The sequence below is a fragment of the Mesorhizobium sp. B2-5-4 genome, assembly GCF_006441095.1.
Taxonomy (GTDB): domain Bacteria; phylum Pseudomonadota; class Alphaproteobacteria; order Rhizobiales; family Rhizobiaceae; genus Mesorhizobium; species Mesorhizobium salmacidum.
The window spans coordinates 16,439-34,783 of sequence record NZ_VFUR01000030.1 but is presented as its reverse complement, the minus strand read 5'-3'; the positions used below and the strand labels follow the sequence as shown (position 1 = coordinate 34,783).

Annotated in this window: 15 protein-coding genes; 7 read left to right on the top strand and 8 right to left on the bottom strand. The window is 63.8% G+C overall.

Going from position 1 to position 18,345, the window contains the following annotated elements; all coding sequences use genetic code 11:
* The 5 genes from fdhF to FJ492_RS26355 form a co-directional block, all read right to left on the bottom strand.
* Complete coding sequence (gene fdhF, locus FJ492_RS26375; protein ID WP_140773080.1) at positions 1 to 2,913, bottom strand: formate dehydrogenase subunit alpha; 2,913 nt, start codon at positions 2,911 to 2,913, stop codon at positions 1 to 3.
* 10 nt (positions 2,914 to 2,923) lie between these two features.
* A complete protein-coding gene (locus FJ492_RS26370) occupies positions 2,924 to 4,480 on the bottom strand; it encodes an NADH-quinone oxidoreductase subunit NuoF (protein ID WP_140773078.1) in 1,557 nt (518 codons plus the stop codon).
* The gene (locus FJ492_RS26365; protein ID WP_140509204.1) at positions 4,477 to 4,956 is read right to left on the bottom strand and encodes a formate dehydrogenase subunit gamma; all 480 of its coding nucleotides are present in this window, start codon (positions 4,954 to 4,956) and stop codon (positions 4,477 to 4,479) included. The genes FJ492_RS26370 and FJ492_RS26365 overlap by 4 nt, the downstream gene beginning before the upstream one ends.
* A 132-nt stretch (positions 4,957 to 5,088) precedes the next feature.
* A complete protein-coding gene (locus FJ492_RS26360) occupies positions 5,089 to 5,988 on the bottom strand; it encodes a LysR family transcriptional regulator (RefSeq protein ID WP_140509206.1) in 900 nt (299 codons plus the stop codon).
* A gap of 92 nt (positions 5,989 to 6,080) precedes the next feature.
* Complete coding sequence (locus tag FJ492_RS26355; RefSeq protein WP_027142152.1) at positions 6,081 to 6,458, bottom strand: VOC family protein; 378 nt, start codon at positions 6,456 to 6,458, stop codon at positions 6,081 to 6,083.
* A gap of 226 nt (positions 6,459 to 6,684) precedes the next feature.
* Here FJ492_RS26355 and FJ492_RS26350 point away from each other — a divergent pair, with 226 nt between their 5' ends.
* The 3 genes from FJ492_RS26350 (at position 6,685) to FJ492_RS26340 (ending at position 9,579) form a co-directional block, all read left to right on the top strand.
* Positions 6,685 to 7,326, top strand: coding sequence for a DUF47 domain-containing protein (locus FJ492_RS26350; RefSeq protein WP_140773076.1), 642 nt, complete (start codon positions 6,685 to 6,687; stop codon positions 7,324 to 7,326).
* A 3-nt stretch (positions 7,327 to 7,329) separates the two neighbouring features.
* Entirely contained in the window at positions 7,330 to 8,334 is a 1,005-nt protein-coding gene (locus tag FJ492_RS26345; protein WP_027142150.1) for an inorganic phosphate transporter, read from the top strand.
* Between the two features lie 75 nt (positions 8,335 to 8,409).
* A complete protein-coding gene (locus tag FJ492_RS26340) occupies positions 8,410 to 9,579 on the top strand; it encodes an Mrp/NBP35 family ATP-binding protein (RefSeq protein ID WP_140773074.1) in 1,170 nt (389 codons plus the stop codon).
* A gap of 11 nt (positions 9,580 to 9,590) precedes the next feature.
* Here the strand turns inward: FJ492_RS26340 and FJ492_RS26335 are convergent, their stop codons facing one another.
* Complete coding sequence (locus tag FJ492_RS26335; protein ID WP_140509213.1) at positions 9,591 to 10,040, bottom strand: carbon monoxide dehydrogenase subunit G; 450 nt, start codon at positions 10,038 to 10,040, stop codon at positions 9,591 to 9,593.
* Positions 10,041 to 10,191: 151 nt separating this feature from the next.
* Here FJ492_RS26335 and FJ492_RS26330 point away from each other — a divergent pair, with 151 nt between their 5' ends.
* The 4 genes from FJ492_RS26330 to FJ492_RS26315 all read left to right on the top strand — a co-directional run bounded on the left by FJ492_RS26330 (position 10,192) and on the right by FJ492_RS26315 (position 14,925).
* A complete protein-coding gene (locus FJ492_RS26330) occupies positions 10,192 to 11,997 on the top strand; it encodes an IlvD/Edd family dehydratase (protein ID WP_140773072.1) in 1,806 nt (601 codons plus the stop codon).
* A gap of 256 nt (positions 11,998 to 12,253) precedes the next feature.
* Positions 12,254 to 13,072 (top strand): sulfurtransferase/chromate resistance protein, encoded by an 819-nt coding sequence (locus tag FJ492_RS26325; protein ID WP_140509216.1) that lies wholly within the window; start codon positions 12,254 to 12,256, stop codon positions 13,070 to 13,072.
* Complete coding sequence (gene chrA / locus FJ492_RS26320) at positions 13,069 to 14,460, top strand: chromate efflux transporter (RefSeq protein WP_140773070.1); 1,392 nt, start codon at positions 13,069 to 13,071, stop codon at positions 14,458 to 14,460. The genes FJ492_RS26325 and chrA overlap by 4 nt, the downstream gene beginning before the upstream one ends.
* Positions 14,461 to 14,526: 66 nt before the next feature.
* Complete coding sequence (locus FJ492_RS26315; protein ID WP_140716575.1) at positions 14,527 to 14,925, top strand: hypothetical protein; 399 nt, start codon at positions 14,527 to 14,529, stop codon at positions 14,923 to 14,925.
* A 21-nt stretch (positions 14,926 to 14,946) separates the two neighbouring features.
* Here FJ492_RS26315 and FJ492_RS26310 read toward each other — a convergent pair whose 3' ends face one another.
* Together FJ492_RS26310 and FJ492_RS26305 are read right to left on the bottom strand one after the other, a co-directional pair.
* Positions 14,947 to 16,536: a trimethylamine methyltransferase family protein gene (locus tag FJ492_RS26310; protein WP_140773068.1), complete on the bottom strand. Its 1,590-nt coding sequence runs from the start codon at positions 16,534 to 16,536 to the stop codon at positions 14,947 to 14,949.
* 180 nt (positions 16,537 to 16,716) lie between these two features.
* A complete protein-coding gene (locus FJ492_RS26305; protein ID WP_015314107.1) occupies positions 16,717 to 18,210 on the bottom strand; it encodes a PLP-dependent aminotransferase family protein in 1,494 nt (497 codons plus the stop codon).
* Positions 18,211 to 18,345: the final 135 nt, after the last annotated feature.

The following is an 18,345-nucleotide window of genomic DNA, read 5'->3' as shown; positions in this document are numbered from 1 at the left end:
CTACTCCGCCGCCTGCAGCGGAGCGATGCGGCGGCTCTGCTTGGCCTGCTCGTCATAGTCGCGCTGCCATTCGGACGGGCCGTTGGACGCGCCGACCTGCACCGCGGTCACCTTGTATTCCGGACAATTGGTCGCCCAGTCGGAGAAGTCGGTGGTGATGACGTTGGCCTGCGTGTCGGGATGGTGGAAGGTGGTGTAGACCACGCCCGGCGACACCCGGTCGGTGATCAGCGCGCGCAGCGTCGTCTCGCCCGAACGGCTGGTCAGCCGGACCCAGTCGCCATCGCGCAGGCCGCGGTTTTCGGCGTCATGCGGATGGATTTCCAGCCGGTCCTCGGAGTGCCACATGACATTTTCGGTACGCCGTGTCTGCGCGCCGACATTGTACTGCGACAAGATCCGGCCGGTGGTCAGCAGCAGCGGGAAGCGCGGTCCGGTCCTTTCGTCCGTCGCCACATATTCGGTGCGGATGAACTTGCCCTTGCCGCGCACGAAGCCGTCGACATGCATGATCGGCGTGCCGAGCGGTGCCTTGTCGTTGCAGGGCCATTGCACGGAGCCGACGCGGTCGAGCAGGTCGAAGGAGACGTTGGCGAAGCTTGGCGTCGTCTTGGCGATCTCGTCCATGATTTCGGACGGATGCGTATAGTTCCAGTCGAGACCGATCGCGCGGGCGAGCTCCTGCGTCGCCTCCCAATCGGCGTAGCGCGCCTTCGGCTCCAGCACCTTGCGCACCATGTTGATGCGGCGCTCGGCATTGGTGAAGGTGCCGTCCTTCTCGAGGAAGGTCGAGCCCGGCAGGAAGACGTGCGCGTAGTTCGCCGTCTCGTTGAGGAAAAGGTCGTGCACGACCACGCATTCCATCGCGGCAAGGCCGGCGGCGACATGCTTGGTGTCGGGATCGGACTGCAGGATGTCCTCGCCCTGGATGTAGATGCCCTTGAACGATCCGTCGACTGCCGCATCCAGCATGTTGGGAATACGCAGGCCGGGTTCGTCGTCGAGTTTCACGCCCCACAGGTTCTCATAGATGTCGCGCACCGCGTCGCCCGAAATGTGCCGGTAGCCCGGCAGTTCATGCGGGAACGAGCCCATGTCGCACGAGCCCTGCACGTTGTTCTGGCCGCGCAGCGGGTTCACGCCGACGCCCGGGCGGCCGATATTGCCGGTGGCCATCGCGAGATTGGCGATCGCCATCACCGTGGTCGAGCCCTGGCTGTGCTCGGTGACGCCGAGGCCGTAGTAGATCGCGCCATTGCCGCCCTTGGCGTAGAGGCGCGCGGCACCGCGGATCAGCTCGGGATCGACGCCGGACAACTTGCCGACGGTTTCGGGGCTGTTCTCCGGCAGGGCGACGAAGGACGCCCAGTCCTGGAATTCCGCCCAGTCGCAGCGCTCGCGGATAAAGGCTTCGTCGAAAAGACCCTCGGTCACGATGACATGTGCCAGCGACGTCAGCACGGCGACATTGGTGCCGGGCTTCAGCGGCAAATGGTAGTCCGCCTCGACATGGGCCGACTTGACCATCTCGGTGCGGCGCGGATCGAGCACGATCAGCTTGGCGCCCTGGCGCAGCCGCTTCTTCAGCCGCGAGGCGAACACCGGGTGCGCGGACGCCGGATTGGCGCCGATGATGACGGCGACGTCGGTGAATTCGACGGAATCGAAATCCTGCGTGCCGGCCGAGGTGCCGTAGGTCTGGCCGAGCCCATAGCCGGTCGGCGAATGGCAGACGCGCGCGCAGGTGTCGACATTGTTGTTGCGGAAGCCCTGCCGCACCAGCTTCTGGACGAGATAGGTTTCCTCATTCGTGCAGCGCGAGGAGGTGATGCCGCCGATCGCGGTACGGCCGTACTGGTACTGGATGCGGCGGAATTCCTTGGCCGTGTGGGCGATCGCCTCTTCCCAGCTCACCTCGCGCCAGGGATCGCTGACCTTTTCGCGGATCATCGGCGACAGGATGCGGTCCTTGTGGGTGGCGTAGCCATAGGCGAAGCGGCCCTTCACGCAGGAATGGCCGTGGTTGGCCATGCCTTCCTTGTAGGGCATCATGCGGATGACCTCGTCGCCCTTCACTTCGGCCTTGAACGAGCAGCCGACGCCGCAATAAGCGCAGGTGGTGACGGCGGAGCGCTCCGGCAGGCCCTTTTCGAGCACGGTCTTCTCGCGCAGCGCATCGGTCGGGCAGGCCTGCACGCAGGCGCCGCAGGACACGCATTCGGAAGCGATGAAATCCTCGTGCATGCCGGCGACCATGCGCGATTCGAAGCCGCGGCCCTCTATGGTCAGCGCAAAAGTGCCTTGCACCTCCTCGCAGGCGCGCACGCAGCGCGAGCAGACGATGCACTGCGCCGGATCGTAGGTGAAATAGGGGTTGGATTCATCGCGGGCGATGTAATCGACCGCGAGCGAGCCATGGCCCGGCGCGACGCCGCTTTCTTCCTTGACGTGGTTGCGGCCCTCGACGCCGTAGCGATTTTCGGTCAGGCCGACGGACTTCGCCACCACATCGAACTCGCTGGCGCCGGTTCCGGCCTTCTCGTTCCAGCCGGTCGGATGATCGGAGACGTAGAGTTCCATGACGCCGCGGCGGATGGCGTCGAGCCTGTCCGACTGCGTGCGCACCACCATGCCTTCGCCGACAGGCGTCGTGCAGGAAGCCGGCGTGCCGCCGCGCCCGTCAATCTCGACGAGGCAGACGCGGCAGGAACCGAACGAATCCAGCATGTCGGTGGCGCAGAGTTTTGGGATCTCCACCCCACCCTCCATCGCCGCCCGCATGATCGACGTGCCTTCCGGCACGCTGATGCTGCGGCCATCGACGGTCAGCGTGACCTGTTTTTGCGCCTTCGACTCCGGAGTTCCGTAATCGAGTTCTTCGATGAGCGTCGGGAAGTCGGCCTTGATGTTCATCTGCCAGCTCCTATTCAGCAGCCACGCGCGCTGGCGCGGGCTTGAAATCCTCGGGGAAGTGCGTGATCGAGCTCATCACCGGGTAGGGCGTGAAGCCGCCCAGCGCGCAGAGCGAACCGAATTTCATCGTGTTGCAGAGGTCCGTGACCAGAGCGAGGTTCTTCTCCGGCTCGATGCCGGCGGCGAGCCTGTCGATGGTTTCCACGCCCCGCGTCGAGCCGATGCGGCAAGGCGTGCACTTGCCGCAGCTTTCAATGGCGCAGAATTCCATGGCGAAGCGTGCCTGCTTCAGCATGTCGGCGGTATCGTCGAAAACCGTGATGCCGGCATGGCCAATCAGTCCATCGCGCTTGGCGAATTCTTCGTAGTCGAACGGCGTGTCGAACAAGGCGCGCGGGAAATAGGCGCCGAGCGGGCCGCCGACCTGCACCGCCTTCACCGGGCGTCCGGTGGACGTGCCGCCGCCGATCTCGTCGACGATCTCGCCCAGCGTCAGGCCGAAAGCGGTTTCGAACAGGCCGCCTTGCTTGACGTTGCCGGCGATCTGGATCGGGATCGTGCCGCGTGAGCGGCCCATGCCGAAATCCTTGTAGAAGGCGGCACCCTTGTCCATGATAACAGGAACGGAAGCCAGCGAGATGACGTTGTTGATAACCGTCGGCTTGCCGAACAACCCTTGTATCGCGGGCAGCGGCGGCTTGGCGCGCACCACCCCGCGCTTGCCTTCCAGGCTGTTGAGCAACGAGGTTTCCTCGCCGCAGACATACGCACCGGCGCCGACGCGGATTTCCATGTCGAAGGCGTTGGGCGAACCCAGCACATTGACGCCGAGCATACCGGCCTTGCGGGCGATCTCGACGGCCTTGTTCATGACAGCCACCGCGTGCGGATATTCCGAGCGGATGTAGACGAAACCCTTGGTCGCGCCGGTGGCGATGCCGGCGATTGCCATCCCTTCGATGAGCACGAAGGGGTCGCCTTCCATGATCATGCGGTCGGCGAAGGTGGCGCTGTCGCCCTCATCGGCGTTGCAGACGATGTATTTGCGCTCCGATGTCGTATCGAGCACCGTCTTCCATTTGATGCCGGTCGGAAAGCCCGCGCCGCCGCGGCCGCGCAGGCCGGAGTCGGTCACCTGCTTGACGATGTCGGCGGGCGCCATGGCCACCGCATTCTGCAGGCCCTTCAATCCGCCGAGCGATTTGTAGGCGTCAAGCGACAGCGGGTCGTTGATGCCGCAGCGCGCGAAGGTCAGCCGTGTCTGCTTGGCGAGGAACGGGATCTTGTCGGGCGCGCCGAGCCAGCGCTTGTGATGCCCGCCCTTGAGGAAGCCGCTGTCGAACAGGCTCTTCACGTCCGACGGCTTCACCGGCCCGTAGGCGACGCGGCCATTGGCTGTCGCCACTTCGACCATCGGTTCGAGGAAATAGGCGCCGCGCGAGCCGTTGCGCACGATCTTGGCCTCGATGCCGCGCTCGGCAAGTTCATTTGCGATCGCTTTGGCGACCTTTTCCGCGCCCAGCGCCAGCGCGCCGGAATCGCCGGGAATGTAGATGCGGGGGGTCATGAGCGCACCTCGGCGACGAGCTCGTCGATCTTGTCATCATCGAGCCGTCCGATCACCTCGCCGTCCAGCATCGCCGACGGCGAACAGGCGCACAGGCCGAGACAATAGACTGGCTCAAGCGTAACCGATCCGTCACGCGTGGTCTCATGGAAATCGATGCCGAGCAACTGCTTGACTCTGGCGGCGACCGCGTCCGAACCCATCGACTGGCAGGCTTCCGCCTGGCAGAGCTTGAGCACGTGCCGGCCGGCCGGTCGCGAACGGAAATCGTGATAGAAGGTGACGACGCCGTGCACCTCGGCCCTGGAGAGGTTCAGCCCATCGGCGATGACCGGCACGGCGTCCTGCGGGACGTGGCCGAATTCTTCCTGGATATTGTGGAGGATCGGCAGCAGCGGACCTTCGAGATCCTTCAACTCCTGGACAATCGCCGCCGTGCGGGATGCGATCTCGGTACTTGCTGGCTGCATCGTCACGCAGCGCCCTCCCTGGTCGATGGCTTTGTCGCTAAGTCTTTACAAAATCAGAGGAAACCCCTGAAATCAATAAAGCTGATCCGTTGCTCGATAGAAATTTTCTATCAAGCTCTTCCGCCTCAATTCTCTAGCCTAGCGGTGGGCGCGGAAATCGTCTGCCAGCGCCATCGCCTCGTCCAGCAGCGCCTGCACCAGCGGCGTGTGCGGCTCACGCGGCGCGGCGACCAGCCCTACCGTGTGGCTGGCATCGGGCTCGACGATCGGAATGGCACGGATCGGTTCGGAAAAACCGAATGTTTCCGCAAGGTTGAGCGGCATGATCGACGACCATTTGCCGGTCCGGATGTGCGAGAACAGCACGATCATCGAGTTCGATTCCAGCGTCGGCCGCACCTGCACGCCGGCTTCCGCCAGGTGCTGGTCGATGATGCGGCGGTTCTGCATGTCCGGCGTCAACAGGCACAGCGGCAAATGACTGATCTCCGCCCATGTCACTTTGTCGCGGTCCGAATAGGGATTGCCGATAGCGGTGATCAACTGGTAGCGCTCGTCATAAAGCGGCACGCTGGTCACCCGCCCGAGCGGCTCGTTGTCAAGATAGGTGATGCCGGCATCGACATCGAAATTGCCGAGCAGCGACAGCACTTCGATCGAGGTTCGCGACAGCACCGAAAAAGTGACACCGGGGTGCTTGTCTCGAAAGGGCGTCGTCAATCGGGCCACCATGGCCAACGCTGTCGGGATAGCGGCAATGCGGATGCGGCCGGAAAGGCCGTGGCGGGCGGCGCGCATCTCCTCGCGCATGGTCCTGGAGTCGCCGACGATGCGGCGCGCCCAGACCAACACCTGCTTGCCCTCCGGCGTCAGCCCCTGAAAGCGCGAGCCGCGATTGACCAGCATGACGCCGAGCTGGCCCTCGAGCTGTTTGATCCCGGCCGACAGGGTCGGCTGCGTAACCCCGCACGCTTCAGCCGCCCGGCCGAAATGCTCCTCCTTGGCCAGTGCGATGAAGAATTCCAGCTTGTCGATCATAGGTGAAGCTAACCGGCGCAGCCGCACCGCGCCAGATGGTTGCTGCTACAGCTAACAATCGTGCCCCCCAACCGTTGCGCAATCGCAAAAAACTACCTGTCGACGAGATTCAGGATGTTGCCGTCCGGATCCTTGAACCAAGCGACCTTCATACCCTGCCCGACATGGACATCGCCTTCCAGCGTCAAACCCGGCATCTCGTAGTGTTCAAAGACGACGCCCTTCGATTTCAGCGCGGCGACGACAGTGCCGATCGCGTCGCCGACCGTCCACGTCACCGCTGTCGCCTTGTTGGTTCCGGCGAACTGGGAGCGATAGACATTGATGGTGGTGTTGCCGCTTTTGTACACGATCAGTTCGCCGCCCTCATCGTGCACCTGTTTCAGGCCGAGCGTTCCCGCATAGAAAGCCTTTGCCTTGGCCAGGTCCCTGACCGCGAGATTGGCCGTTGCGTTGCTGTTTTCAAGCATGATCGTCTCCTTTCCTGATTGTTCCCTCGTCATTGAACCTGTCCGCGTCGAACGTGCCATTGCTGAAGTAGGGTCGCCCAGCCGCTTGACGAGCGTCAATGACATGCGCGTTGCTCCAAGTTGTGACTTCAAACGGCGCCGATCTACATCTTTCAGCCGGCTTACTGTTTCCTGCGGGCGCGTGCGGCGCTATGTGGATGCAACTGGTGCGCAGGGAGGGACGAACATGCTGGGCTGGTTCCGCAAGCTGTTGCCGCGCGAAGATCGCTTCTTCGACCTGTTCGAACAGCATTCCCGTACCGTGGTCGCCGGCGCCGAGGCACTCCAGCTGCTTCTCCAGGGCAAGGATATCGAACGCAGGTGCCGGGAGATCATCGATCTCGAAAACGAGGCGGACGACATAACCGCGCAGGTGCTGCTTGCGGTGCGGCGGTCTTTCATCACGCCTTTCGACCGCGGCGACATCAAGGATCTGATCCAGTCGATGGATGATGCCATCGACACGATGCACAAGACCGTCAAGACGGTGCGGCTGTTCGAAAAGCGCGAATTCGATCCGCTGATGCAGGAAATGGGTGGCGTCATCGTCGATGCTGCCAAGCTGGTCGCCGAGGCGATCCCGCTGCTCGCCAAGGTCGGCGCCAACAGCGCACGCCTCAATGAACTCGCCGAGGAGGTCATGCGTGCCGAGGACCGGGCCGACGACCTGCATGAGCAGGGTTTGAAGGACCTGTTCAAGCGCCACAATGGCGGTGACGCGATGGCCTATTTGATCGGCTCGGAGATCTATGGCCAGCTCGAGAAGGTGGTCGACCGTTTCGAGGATGTCGCCAACGAGATCAGCGGCATCGTCATCGAGAACGTCTAGGCGATGGAAGCGACCATCGCCTTTCCCCTGCTCGCCGGCCTCGTTGCCGTGGCGCTGTTCTTCGATTTTCTCAATGGCCTGCACGACGCTGCCAACTCCATCGCCACCATCGTCTCCACGCGGGTGCTGCGGCCTCATTATGCGGTGCTGTGGGCAGCCTTCTTCAATTTCATCGCCTTCCTGTTCTTCGGCCTTCATGTCGCCGAGACCGTCGGCAAGGGCATCGTCGACGTCGGCGTCGTCACGCCGGCGGTGATCTTCTCGGCCCTGGTCGGCGCCATTGTCTGGAACATCGTAACTTGGATCGCCGGTATTCCGTCGAGCAGCTCGCACGCGCTGATCGGCGGGCTGGTCGGGGCGGGGGTCGCCAAGGCGGGCTTTGGCGCCATCGTCTGGTCGGGCCTCGGCAAGACTGTCGCCGCGATCGTGCTGTCGCCAGCAACCGGTTTCGTCCTGGCGCTTCTCCTGGTCCTGGTGGTTTCATGGCTGTTCGTGCGCCAGACGCCATTCGCCGTCGACAGCACATTTCGCGTCCTGCAGTTCTTTTCGGCCTCGCTCTATTCGCTCGGCCATGGCGGCAACGACGCCCAGAAAACCATGGGCATCATTGCCGTGCTGCTCTATTCGCAAGGCATGCTCGGCACCTCGTTCTATGTGCCGCTGTGGGTCGTCCTCACCTGCCAGTCGGCGCTGGCGCTGGGCACGCTTTTGGGCGGCTGGCGCATCGTCCACACGATGGGCTCGAAGATCACCCGCCTCAATCCGATGCAGGGCTTCTGCGCCGAGACCGGCGGCGCGATCACCCTGTTCGCCGCCACCTGGCTCGGCATCCCGGTTTCGACCACGCACACCATCACCGGTGCCATCATCGGAGTCGGCGCTGCCCGCCGGGTTTCCGCAGTCCGCTGGGGCATCGCCGGCAACATCGTCGTCGCCTGGGTCGTGACCTTGCCCGCGACGGCGGCGATTTCCGCTCTCACCTACCTGGCGCTCAGCCTGGCCCGGTGATGTCGCGGCGTGGCGCTTGGACCAGCCGCCGATCTGCACTATGTGAGCAGCACCTTAAGCCGAGGAAGAATTGTTATGGCCGTCACCAAGGAAATCGTCGTCGAGCGCCTGAAGACCGTCAACGGGCCGGACTTCACCGGCAACATCGTCGATCTCGGCATGGTTTCGGAGATTTTCATCGCCGATTCGAAAGTCTTCTTCTCAATCACCGTTCCCGCCGCGCGGGCCCAGGAGATGGAGCCGTTGCGCGCCGCCGCCGAGCGGGTGGTGAAGGCCATTCCCGGCGTCGCCGGTGCGGTCGTCGCGCTGACGGCTGAAAAGAAAGGCGGCGGCATGGAGGCGCCGGTTCCATCGCGTCCCGCACCCAGGCCGGCTCCGCCCGCCGCCGCACCGCGGGCGGCTCCGCATGCTCCTGCTTCTCAGAGCCATGGCAAGCGCGGCGTCCCCGGCATCGAGGCGATCATCGCGGTTGCTTCGGGCAAGGGCGGCGTCGGCAAGTCGACCACGGCCGTCAATCTGGCGCTCGGCCTTGCCGCCAACGGCTTGCGGGTCGGCGTGCTCGATGCCGACATCTATGGCCCGTCGATGCCCAGGCTGCTCAACATCCATGGCCGGCCGCAGACGGTCGACGGCAAGATCCTGAAACCCATGGAGAATTACGGCCTCAAGGTGATGTCGATGGGGTTCCTCGTCGATGAGGAGACGCCGATGATCTGGCGCGGGCCGATGGTGATGTCGGCGCTCACCCAGATGCTGCGCGAAGTCGAATGGGGGCGGCTCGACGTGCTTGTCGTCGACATGCCGCCCGGCACCGGCGATGCCCAGCTCACCATGGCCCAGCAGGTGCCGCTGGCCGGCGCGGTCATCGTCTCGACGCCACAGGACCTGGCGCTGATCGACGCCCGCAAAGGTCTCAATATGTTCAAAAAAGTCGATGTGCCGCTGCTCGGCATTGTCGAGAACATGAGCTACTTCCTCGCCCCTGACACCGGCAAGCGCTACGATATTTTCGGCCATGGCGGCGCGCGCCGCGAGGCCGAGAGGCTGGGCGTCACCTTCCTCGGCGAGGTGCCGCTGGAAATGGGCATTCGCGAAAGCTCGGACGCCGGCACGCCGGTGGTCGTCTCGAAACCGGATGGCGCCGAAGCGAAAATCTATCGCGATATCGCTTCCAAGGTTTGGGACAGGGTCAATGACGAACGCGGCGCGGCCGAAGCGGCGGTGCCAAACATCGTGTTTGAGTGACCCCTCAAGGATCAGCCGCCCACTTTTTCGCCGAATGCCGAAAAGAACTGTCCGGCCAGTTTCTTCGAGGTCGATTCGATCAGCCGGCTGCCGAGCTGCGCGATCTTGCCGCCGACTTCTGCCTTGGCCGCATATTTGAGGACCGTCGCGTCCGGCCCGTCGGCGGTGAGGGTGACGTCGGCACCGCCCTTGGCGAAGCCGGCAATGCCACCCTTGCCTTCGCCCTGGATGGTATAGGCATGCGGCGGCTTGAGATTCCTGAGCGTCACTTCGCCGTTGAAGGTCGCCTTGATCGGACCGATCTTCAGCACCACCGTTGCCGCCATCTCGGTCGCCGATTTCATTTCCAGGCTCTGACAGCCCGGAATGGCGTCCTTCAGGACGATTGGGTCATTCAGCGCTTCCCACACTTTCTGCACGGGTGCGGCGATACGTTCCTCGCCCTCGATCACCAAAGCCATCTAAACCTCCCCCATCGCCAATGTCGGATTGGTCGTAGCGCGCGGTTCGATAGCTGTCTATCGCACCAAAGTCCGGATTCAGATCACGCGTGCCCCTTGCCTGCATCCGCGCGTTGTCATATCGATTTGTCATACAAATACGGAGACCATGATGGCCGGCGCCCCCACGAAAAAGAAAAAGTTCCGCTCGCAGGAGTGGTTCGACAATCCCGACAATCCGGGTATGACGGCGCTCTATCTCGAGCGTTACCTGAATTACGGGCTGACGCGCGCCGAGCTGACGTCGGGCAAACCGCTGATCGGCATCGCCCAGACCGGCTCTGATCTCTCGCCTTGCAACCGGCACCACATCGAGCTCGCCAAGCGCGTGCGCGAAGGCATCGTCTCGATGGGCGGCATTCCTTTCGAATTCCCCTGTCACCCGATCCAGGAGACCGGCAAGCGGCCGACCGCGGCCCTTGACCGCAACCTTGCCTATCTCAGCCTTGTCGAAGTGCTCTACGGCTATCCGCTCGACGGTGTCGTGCTGACCATCGGCTGCGACAAGACCACGCCTGCCTTGCTGATGGCGGCGGCGACCGTCAACATCCCGGCCATCGCGCTGTCGGTCGGCCCGATGCTCAATGGCTGGCATAAGGGCAAGCGCACGGGCTCGGGCACCATCGTCTGGGAATCGCGCCAGCGCCTGTCGGCCGGCGAGATCGACTATGACGAGTTCATGGACATTGTCGCCTCCTCGGCGCCGTCCACGGGCTACTGCAACACGATGGGCACCGCCACCACGATGAATTCGCTGGCCGAGGCGCTCGGCATGCAGCTGCCCGGTTCGGCCGCCATCCCGGCGCCGTACCGCGAGCGCGGCCAGATCGCCTATGAGACGGGAAAGCGCATCGTCGACATGGTGCACGAGGACCTGAAACCGTCCGACATCATGACCCGCGCGGCCTTCGAAAACGCAATCGTCGTCAATTCGGCGATCGGCGGCTCCACCAACGCGCCGATCCATCTCAACGCGATCGCCCGCCATCTCGGCGTACCGCTCGACAATGACGACTGGCAGAAGGTCGGCCTCAACGTGCCGCTCATCGTCAACCTGCAGCCGTCGGGCGAATATCTCGGCGAAGATTATCACCACGCCGGTGGCGTGCCGGCGGTCGTGGCCGAACTGATGAAGGCCGGAATGCTGCCGCATCCCGATGCCCTGACCGTCAACGGCAAGTCGATCGGCGCCAACTGTGAGGGCGTCGCCAACGAGAACACCGACGTCATCCGCACCATGGCCGAGCCGCTGAAGGCCAATGCCGGCTTTATCAACTTCAAGGGCAATCTGTTCGATTCGGCGATCATGAAGATGAGCGGCATCTCGCCGGAATTCCGCGAGCGCTATCTGTCGAACCCGAATGATCCGGAAGCCTTCGAGGGCAACGCCATGGTCTTCGATGGCCCGGAGGATTACCACGCCCGCATCGACGACCCGGCGCAAGGCATCGACGAGCACACCATCCTGTTCATGCGCGGCGCCGGTCCCGTCGGCTATCCCGGCGGCGCCGAGGTCGTCAACATGCAGCCGCCGGCTTACCTTATCAAGAAGGGTATCCACGCGCTCGCCTGCATCGGCGACGGCCGCCAGTCCGGCACGTCGGGCTCGCCGTCGATCCTGAATGCCTCGCCGGAAGCCGCGGTCGGTGGCGGTTTGGCGTTGCTCAAGACCGGCGACCGCGTCCGCATCGACCTGCGGAAAGGCACCGCGAACATCCTCGTCAGCGACGACGAGATCACGCGGCGGCGCGCCGGGCTGCAGAAAGATGGCGGCTACCATTATCCCCAGCACCAGACGCCATGGCAGGAGATCCAGCGCGGTATGGTCGACCAGTTCTCGGCCGGCATGGTGCTGAAGCCGGCGGTGAAATACCAGGATGTCGCGCACACCATGGGTGTGCCTCGCGACAATCACTGATTATTCCCGGAATAATCATCGATTATTCCTCGGAATAGTCATCGATTATTCCTGGCTGGTCACAGATGATGAATGGGCGAACACCGGCGGTTTGATCGATCAGGCCACCGGTCCCCCGCCATAGGCCGGGAACGCTCGGTCCTTGACAAGCCTGCCCAACAATTCCACGATCATGCCAAGGGGTGCATCGCGACGACCCCGTGAGGCGTCAGCCCAATGTTCGCGTCCAGGCTTCTCTGTTCAGGAGGTGGACGCCATGCCGTCAACAACCGCTATCACCGTACAGCAACTATCCCGTCTGATTGGTCTGCCCGGCGCACCTGTGGTCGTCGATGTCCGCATCGATGACGATTACGACGCCGATCCGCGCCTGCTGCCGGCCTCGCACCGGCGCAACTTCAAAACCGTCTCGGCCTGGGCAGCCGACCTTGCCGGCAGCCAAGTGGCCGTCGTCTGCCAGAAGGGGCAAAAGCTCTCGCAGGGCGTGGCCGCCTGGCTGCGGCACCAAGGCGTTGCCGCCGAATCCCTCGAAGGCGGTTTCGAGGCCTGGCGCGATGCCGGCGGCCTTCTGGTCCGCTCCGACAAGATACCGTCCCGCGATGAAAAAGGCCGCACCGTCTGGGTGACGAGGGCTCGCCCCAAGATCGACCGCATCGCCTGCCCCTGGCTGATCCGGCGTTTCATCGATCCGCATGCGGTCTTTCTCTTTGTCGAGGCGGCCGAAGTGCCTGCTGTCGCCGACCGCTTTCAGGCCGTGCCCTTCGACATCGACAATGTATTCTGGAGCCATCGTGGCGAACGCTGCACGTTCGACGCGATGATCGAGGAGTTCGGGCTGGAATCCCAGGCGCTCGATCGCCTTGCCACGATCGTGCGCGCGGCCGACACCGCCCGCCTTGACCTGGCTCCCCAGGCCGCCGGATTTCTCGCCGCCTCGCTTGGTCTGTCACGCATGTTCCGCGACGATCTGGAGCAGCTGGACGCCGGCATGATGCTCTATGACGCGTTCTTCCGCTGGTGCCGCGACGCCACCGACGAGACGCACAACTGGCCGGGTGGGGTGAAGCCGTCATGAGCAGCCTCATATCGGGGAAAGAGCTCGACATCGTCGTGGCGCCGGCGGTCCCGAGCTTCCGCGAAGCCACGAAACTCTGGGCAAAGATCGGATTGCTGAGCTTCGGCGGGCCAGCGGGGCAGATCGCGCTCATGCACAAGGAGCTGGTCGAGGAGAGGCGGTGGATCGGCGAACAGCGTTTCCTGCATGCCTTGAACTACTGCATGCTGCTGCCCGGTCCCGAGGCCCAGCAGCTCGCCATCTATATCGGTTGGCTGCTGCACAGGACGATCGGCGGCCTTGTCGCCGGTGTCCTGTTCGTGGTGCCCGGCGCACTCGTCATGCTCGCCTTGAGCATCTTCTATGCGCTCTATGGCGATGTGCCGCTCGTCGCGGCGCTGTTCTTCGGTGTTAAGGCGGCAGTGCTCGCCGTTGTCGTGGAGGCGGTGATCCGCATCGGCCGCCGCGCCTTGAAGAACCGGGTGATGGTGGCGATCGCGGTTTGCGCATTTCTTGGCATCTATGTGCTCAGCATCCCGTTCCCGCTCATCGTGCTGATTGCAGGTCTGGTGGGATGGCTGGGAAACCGCGTCGCGCCGGCCCGGTTTTCCGGTGCGGCGAACGGCAAGAACGACACTCCCGATATCAGGGGCGCGGTCGACCTGATGTTCGAACGCGGCGAACTGGCTCACACCCGGCCGACACGATGGCATGCGCCGCGCACCGTCGCGATCTGGCTGCCGATCTGGCTCGGGCCGGTTCTGTTGCTCTGGGCGCTCACCGGTACAAGCAGCGTGTGGACGCAGATCGGCGGGTTCTTCAGCCTCATGGCGGTCGTCACCTTCGGCGGCGCCTATGCGGTTCTTGCCTATGTCGCACAGGCCGCCGTCGAATCGTTCGGCTGGCTGGCGCCCGGCGAGATGGTCGATGGCCTCGGGCTTGCCGAAACCACGCCGGGGCCGCTCATTCTGGTTTTGCAGTTTGTCGGCTTCATCGCCGCGTTTCGCCACGCCGGCTCGCTGAACCCGTTGCTCGGCGGATCGCTTGGAGCGCTGCTGACCTTGTGGGTTACGTTCGCGCCCTGCTTCTTCTGGATATTCCTCGGCGCGCCCTATATCGAGGCTCTGCGCGGCAACAAGGTGTTGTCGGCCGCACTAGGCGCGATCACCGCCGCTGTTGTCGGCGTCATCATGAACCTTGCTCTGTGGTTTGCCTTGCACGTCGTCTTCCGCGAGGTGCAGATGAGGGGCCTTGGCATGAATGTGCCGGTGCTTTCGTCGATCGACTGGCGAGCCGCGCTGCTTTCCCTGGCCGCCATGGTCGCCATCCTGAAGTTGAAAACCGGTGTGCTGCCGACGCTTGCGGGGTGTGCTCTTGCCGGCGTGTTGCTGTTGGCGGCGGGCAACTAGATATTCCGCTTCCTTTGTATTCCGCTTCCGAACCACCTAACTGGTGGAAAACGGATTGGACCATCAATGGCGGGACGACGCTCCTCCCTCGGCTTTCTCGGCATGTTCGGCCGCTCGGGTGATTTGCGGCAGCTCGATGCCGCCTTGCGTGGTGCCGACCTGCATCCCGCCCTCGTCTCCGAAGGGGTGAAACTCACCATCGTCAATCTGATGAAGGACCACTGGCCCGAGGAGCCGCCACCACAGGCCTATCCGCAGGTGGCGAACCTGTTCAGCTATTGCATCGCCGGACCGGAAACCTTCGAGCGTGCGCAAGGTCCGCAACAGCGGCTCGACGCGGAGCGCCGGATCGAGGCGGCTCTCGAAACTGGCGACAGCTTCGATGCGCGGATCGTGCTGATGGCACTGCACGCCAAGCTGATCAACGCCGAAGTCGTCGAACGCTACGGGCTGGCTGCCGACTAGATTGTTTGACGGGGAGCGGGCTTAACCGCCCATGCCGCCGCGCGGCAGCTTGATCATGTCGCCGAAGCGGGCACGTAATTTGTCGTCGAGCAGCTTCGGCACATGGCGCGGAAAGCGTTCGGCAAGGACGCGCTTCTTCTCGATGATCGCGCGCTGCAGGATGTCGGGCCGACCCTTCTCGTTCCACTCCTTCGGCGAAAAGCGGTCGCCGACGGCAGGATAGAAATACTCGGTCTGCATCAGTCGCAGCGTCTGTTCGTTGCCGAGATAGTGCCCCGGGCCTTTCAGGCAGACATCGGCGATGGTGTCGATCGACAGCGCTTCGTCGGTCACCTCGATGCCGCGCACGCAGCGCAGGCAATGGCCGAGCATGTCGTTGTCGATGATCAGGCTTTCAAGGCAGAAGCCGAGCAGCGAGGCATGCATGCCGGCCGATTCGTAGACCAGGTTAAGCCCGGCAAGGCCCGCCATCACGTCGGTGATGCCCTTTTCATAGCCGGATTGGATGTCGGGCAGTTTCGAATCCGTCATGCCGGCGGCTGAACCGCCCGGCAAATCGTAGAATTGCGCCATCTGAGCGCAGGCCGCGGTCAGCACGGCCTGCTCGGCGGAGCCGCCCGACATGGCGCCTGTGCGCAGGTCCGATACGAAGGGCCATGTGCCGAAGATCGCCGGATGTCCTGGTTTGATGGCATTGACATAGACCAGGCCGGCCAGCACTTCGGCGACCGCTTGTACCACGGCGCCGGCAATCGCCGCCGGTGCCGTGGCTCCGGCCTGTCCCGCCGACAGCAGAAGGATCGGAATGCCGCCCTCGACGCAGGCCTCGAGCACGCCGCAGGCATCCTCGGCGAATTTCATCGGCGGCACGACGAAGCAGTTCGAGTTCGACACGAACGGCCGGGCGCGGAAATTCTCCTCGCCGCCGGCAATGGCATAGAGCATTTCGAGCGCCGGCTGCACGTTCTCGCGCACCGTAAACGAGGTGCCGACATGCTTGGACGTGCCCATCACGCAGGCGTAGAGCGTGTTGAAGTCCATTTCGAGCGGATCGGGAATGTCGCGCGGCACCATCGGCCGCTGGAAGAAATGGATGTTGTCGAGCCCTTCGACGATGCGGGCGGCGTCATAGATGTCCTGCAGCAGCGACTCGCGATATTCGCGCTTCTCGACATCGACCAGATGAACCGCGGCGCCGGCCGTTCCGTAATGCACGCGCTTGCCCTGGATCACCATGTCGTGTTTGGGATCCTGGCCGTGCAAGGTGAAATTCCGTGCCGCCTTCTTGATCGTCTCGAGCACCAGCGCGCGCGGGAACCGGATGCGGCCATCGTCGCCATAGGTGGCGCCGGCCTGGGTCAGCGCCTCGATGCAGGAGGGAATGGCGTTGGCGAAGCCGACTGTCTCCAGAAGCGTCAGCACCGCTTCGTGGATGCGCTCGCGATCATTGCCCTTGAGTGGTCCGTAGCTGCCACCCTCAAGCCCGGCGCGCACCGGCTTGATGTCGTCGGCCAATGGCGCTGCCCGCATCGCGCGGCGCGCTTCGCGTCCGCCGGAGCGGCGCGAGCGTTGATCCGCTGCCGCTTCCTGCTTTTCAAGAACCACAGACATCGAAGCACTCCACCTTTCACGAGAAACAGCGCGGCGGTTGGTCCACCATCGGCTGCTTCTTCCCCTTTGTGCCACGACTATGCCGCCGGCATTGGTACAGCCTATGAGCCAGCCGGTCCGGTTGCATATGCCAGAGCTAAAGGAGCCGAAGCCGCTATTGCGCGGCTCCGGTCAGTGGAATCAGGCGGCTGCGGGCCTGCGGCCAGCAGCGGTAGCCAGTTCCCGGATTCCGGGCTCAATGTGCTGCAGCGCGATCGAGGAAATGCCCAACCGCATGAAACGCGAAGGCTTTTCGGTGCGGTCGAAGAACCGGTCGCCCGGCTCGATAATGACGCTGCGCGAGGCCGCGGCCTCGGCCAAACCGCGCGAATCGGTGCCGCGTGGCCCCTCCAGCCAAAGCGACGTGCCGCCGGCCGAATCCGTCGAGCGCCACTCCGGCAAGAAGGCGGAAATCGCATGGACCAGACGCTTGCGCCGCTCGTCGAAGGCGCTCGACAGCCGCCGCACCAGTGCTTCGTGATGGCCGAGCGACAGGAACAGCGCCACGGCGCGCTGGTTGTTCGCCGGCGGATGGCGCAGCATGAAGCGCCGCAGTGCCCTGAGCTCGGCGATCAGTCCAGCCGAGGCCACGATGTAGCCAAGCCGCAGACCGGGGGCCAGCGTCTTCGACATCGAGCCGACATAAACGACACGGCCGGAGCGGTCGAGGCTCTTCAGCGCCTGCTGAGGCGCCTCGTCGAGAAGTTGGCTGTCATAGCCGTCCTCGATGATGATCTGGTTGTGCCGGTTGGCGCGCGCCAGAAGATCCTGCCTCCGCTCCGCCGACAACGGCACCATGGTCGGGCAATGATGGCTCGGCGTGACGAAGACGAAGCCGGAATCATTGGGAATAGAAGAGGTTACGATGCCGGACTGGTCGACCGGCACCGGCTCGATGTCGGCGCCGGCGAGCCGGAAGATCGAGCGCGCGTCGGGGTAGCCCGGATCTTCCATCGCCACTTTCGAGCCCTTGGTCATCAAGAGCGAAGCGAGCATGTAGAGCGCATTCTGGGCGCCCAGCGTGACGATGATCTCGTCGGGATTGGCGAAGATGCCGCGCCTGGGCAGCAGCCGGGCCTGGATCTGCTCGATCAGCAGCGGATCGTCGCGGTCAACCATGTCGGACGCCCAGTTGCGGATCTCCAGCACGGCCAGCGCCATGCGGTTGCACTCGCGCCACTCGGCGGTCGGGAACAGCGCCGGGTCGAACTGGCCGTAGACGAAGGGGTAGGACGACTTGATCCAGTTCTCGTGCTTGGCCGGCGGCGGCATGTCGCTGGCGGCGATCTGCCGGCGTGCCTTCCAGTCGATCTCATTGGCTTGGTCGGGCGCCTTCTGGTGCGGCTTGGCCGGTGTCGCCAGCACGTCCGGATTGACGAAATGGCCGCGCCGCTCGCGCGCCACCAGGAAACCCTGGTCGACGAGCTGCTGGAAGGCCAGCACCACCGTTCCGCGCGCCACGCCGAGTTTTTCGGCCAGGATCCGGCAGGAGGGAAGCGGCATCGAAGCGGCGATCTGGCGGTCGAGAATGGCGGCCACGATGGCTTGGCGGATCTGCGCCTGCAGGGTCTGGCCGGATTCAGCCGAAATCCGGAACAGGCCGGACCATATCGCCGTGTCGTTTCTCTGTGGCATGGAAGATGTTCCTCGATGGCCAGCTTTTTTCGCTTGGCTGGACCAGCCGAACGTAGCCGTGGCACAAGGGGTTGCGCCAATCAATTTTTCTGATCTTTGGGATTTATGCCAGTGATCCTTCAGGCCCGAAACACA

Excerpts from the sequence above, each read along its gene's own strand:
- fdhF (WP_140773080.1), bottom strand. The coding sequence starts at position 2,913 with ATGAACATCAAGGCCGACTTCCCGACGCTCATCGAAGAACTCGATTAC.
- FJ492_RS26370 (WP_140773078.1), bottom strand. The coding sequence starts at position 4,480 with ATGACCCCCCGCATCTACATTCCCGGCGATTCCGGCGCGCTGGCGCTG.
- FJ492_RS26360 (WP_140509206.1), bottom strand. The coding sequence starts at position 5,988 with ATGATCGACAAGCTGGAATTCTTCATCGCACTGGCCAAGGAGGAGCAT.
- FJ492_RS26355 (WP_027142152.1), bottom strand. The coding sequence starts at position 6,458 with ATGCTTGAAAACAGCAACGCAACGGCCAATCTCGCGGTCAGGGACCTG.
- FJ492_RS26350 (WP_140773076.1), top strand. The coding sequence starts at position 6,685 with ATGCTGGGCTGGTTCCGCAAGCTGTTGCCGCGCGAAGATCGCTTCTTC.
- FJ492_RS26345 (WP_027142150.1), top strand. The coding sequence starts at position 7,330 with ATGGAAGCGACCATCGCCTTTCCCCTGCTCGCCGGCCTCGTTGCCGTG.
- FJ492_RS26340 (WP_140773074.1), top strand. The coding sequence starts at position 8,410 with ATGGCCGTCACCAAGGAAATCGTCGTCGAGCGCCTGAAGACCGTCAAC.
- FJ492_RS26335 (WP_140509213.1), bottom strand. The coding sequence starts at position 10,040 with ATGGCTTTGGTGATCGAGGGCGAGGAACGTATCGCCGCACCCGTGCAG.
- FJ492_RS26330 (WP_140773072.1), top strand. The coding sequence starts at position 10,192 with ATGGCCGGCGCCCCCACGAAAAAGAAAAAGTTCCGCTCGCAGGAGTGG.
- FJ492_RS26325 (WP_140509216.1), top strand. The coding sequence starts at position 12,254 with ATGCCGTCAACAACCGCTATCACCGTACAGCAACTATCCCGTCTGATT.
- chrA (WP_140773070.1), top strand. The coding sequence starts at position 13,069 with ATGAGCAGCCTCATATCGGGGAAAGAGCTCGACATCGTCGTGGCGCCG.
- FJ492_RS26315 (WP_140716575.1), top strand. The coding sequence starts at position 14,527 with ATGGCGGGACGACGCTCCTCCCTCGGCTTTCTCGGCATGTTCGGCCGC.
- FJ492_RS26310 (WP_140773068.1), bottom strand. The coding sequence starts at position 16,536 with ATGTCTGTGGTTCTTGAAAAGCAGGAAGCGGCAGCGGATCAACGCTCG.
- FJ492_RS26305 (WP_015314107.1), bottom strand. The coding sequence starts at position 18,210 with ATGCCACAGAGAAACGACACGGCGATATGGTCCGGCCTGTTCCGGATT.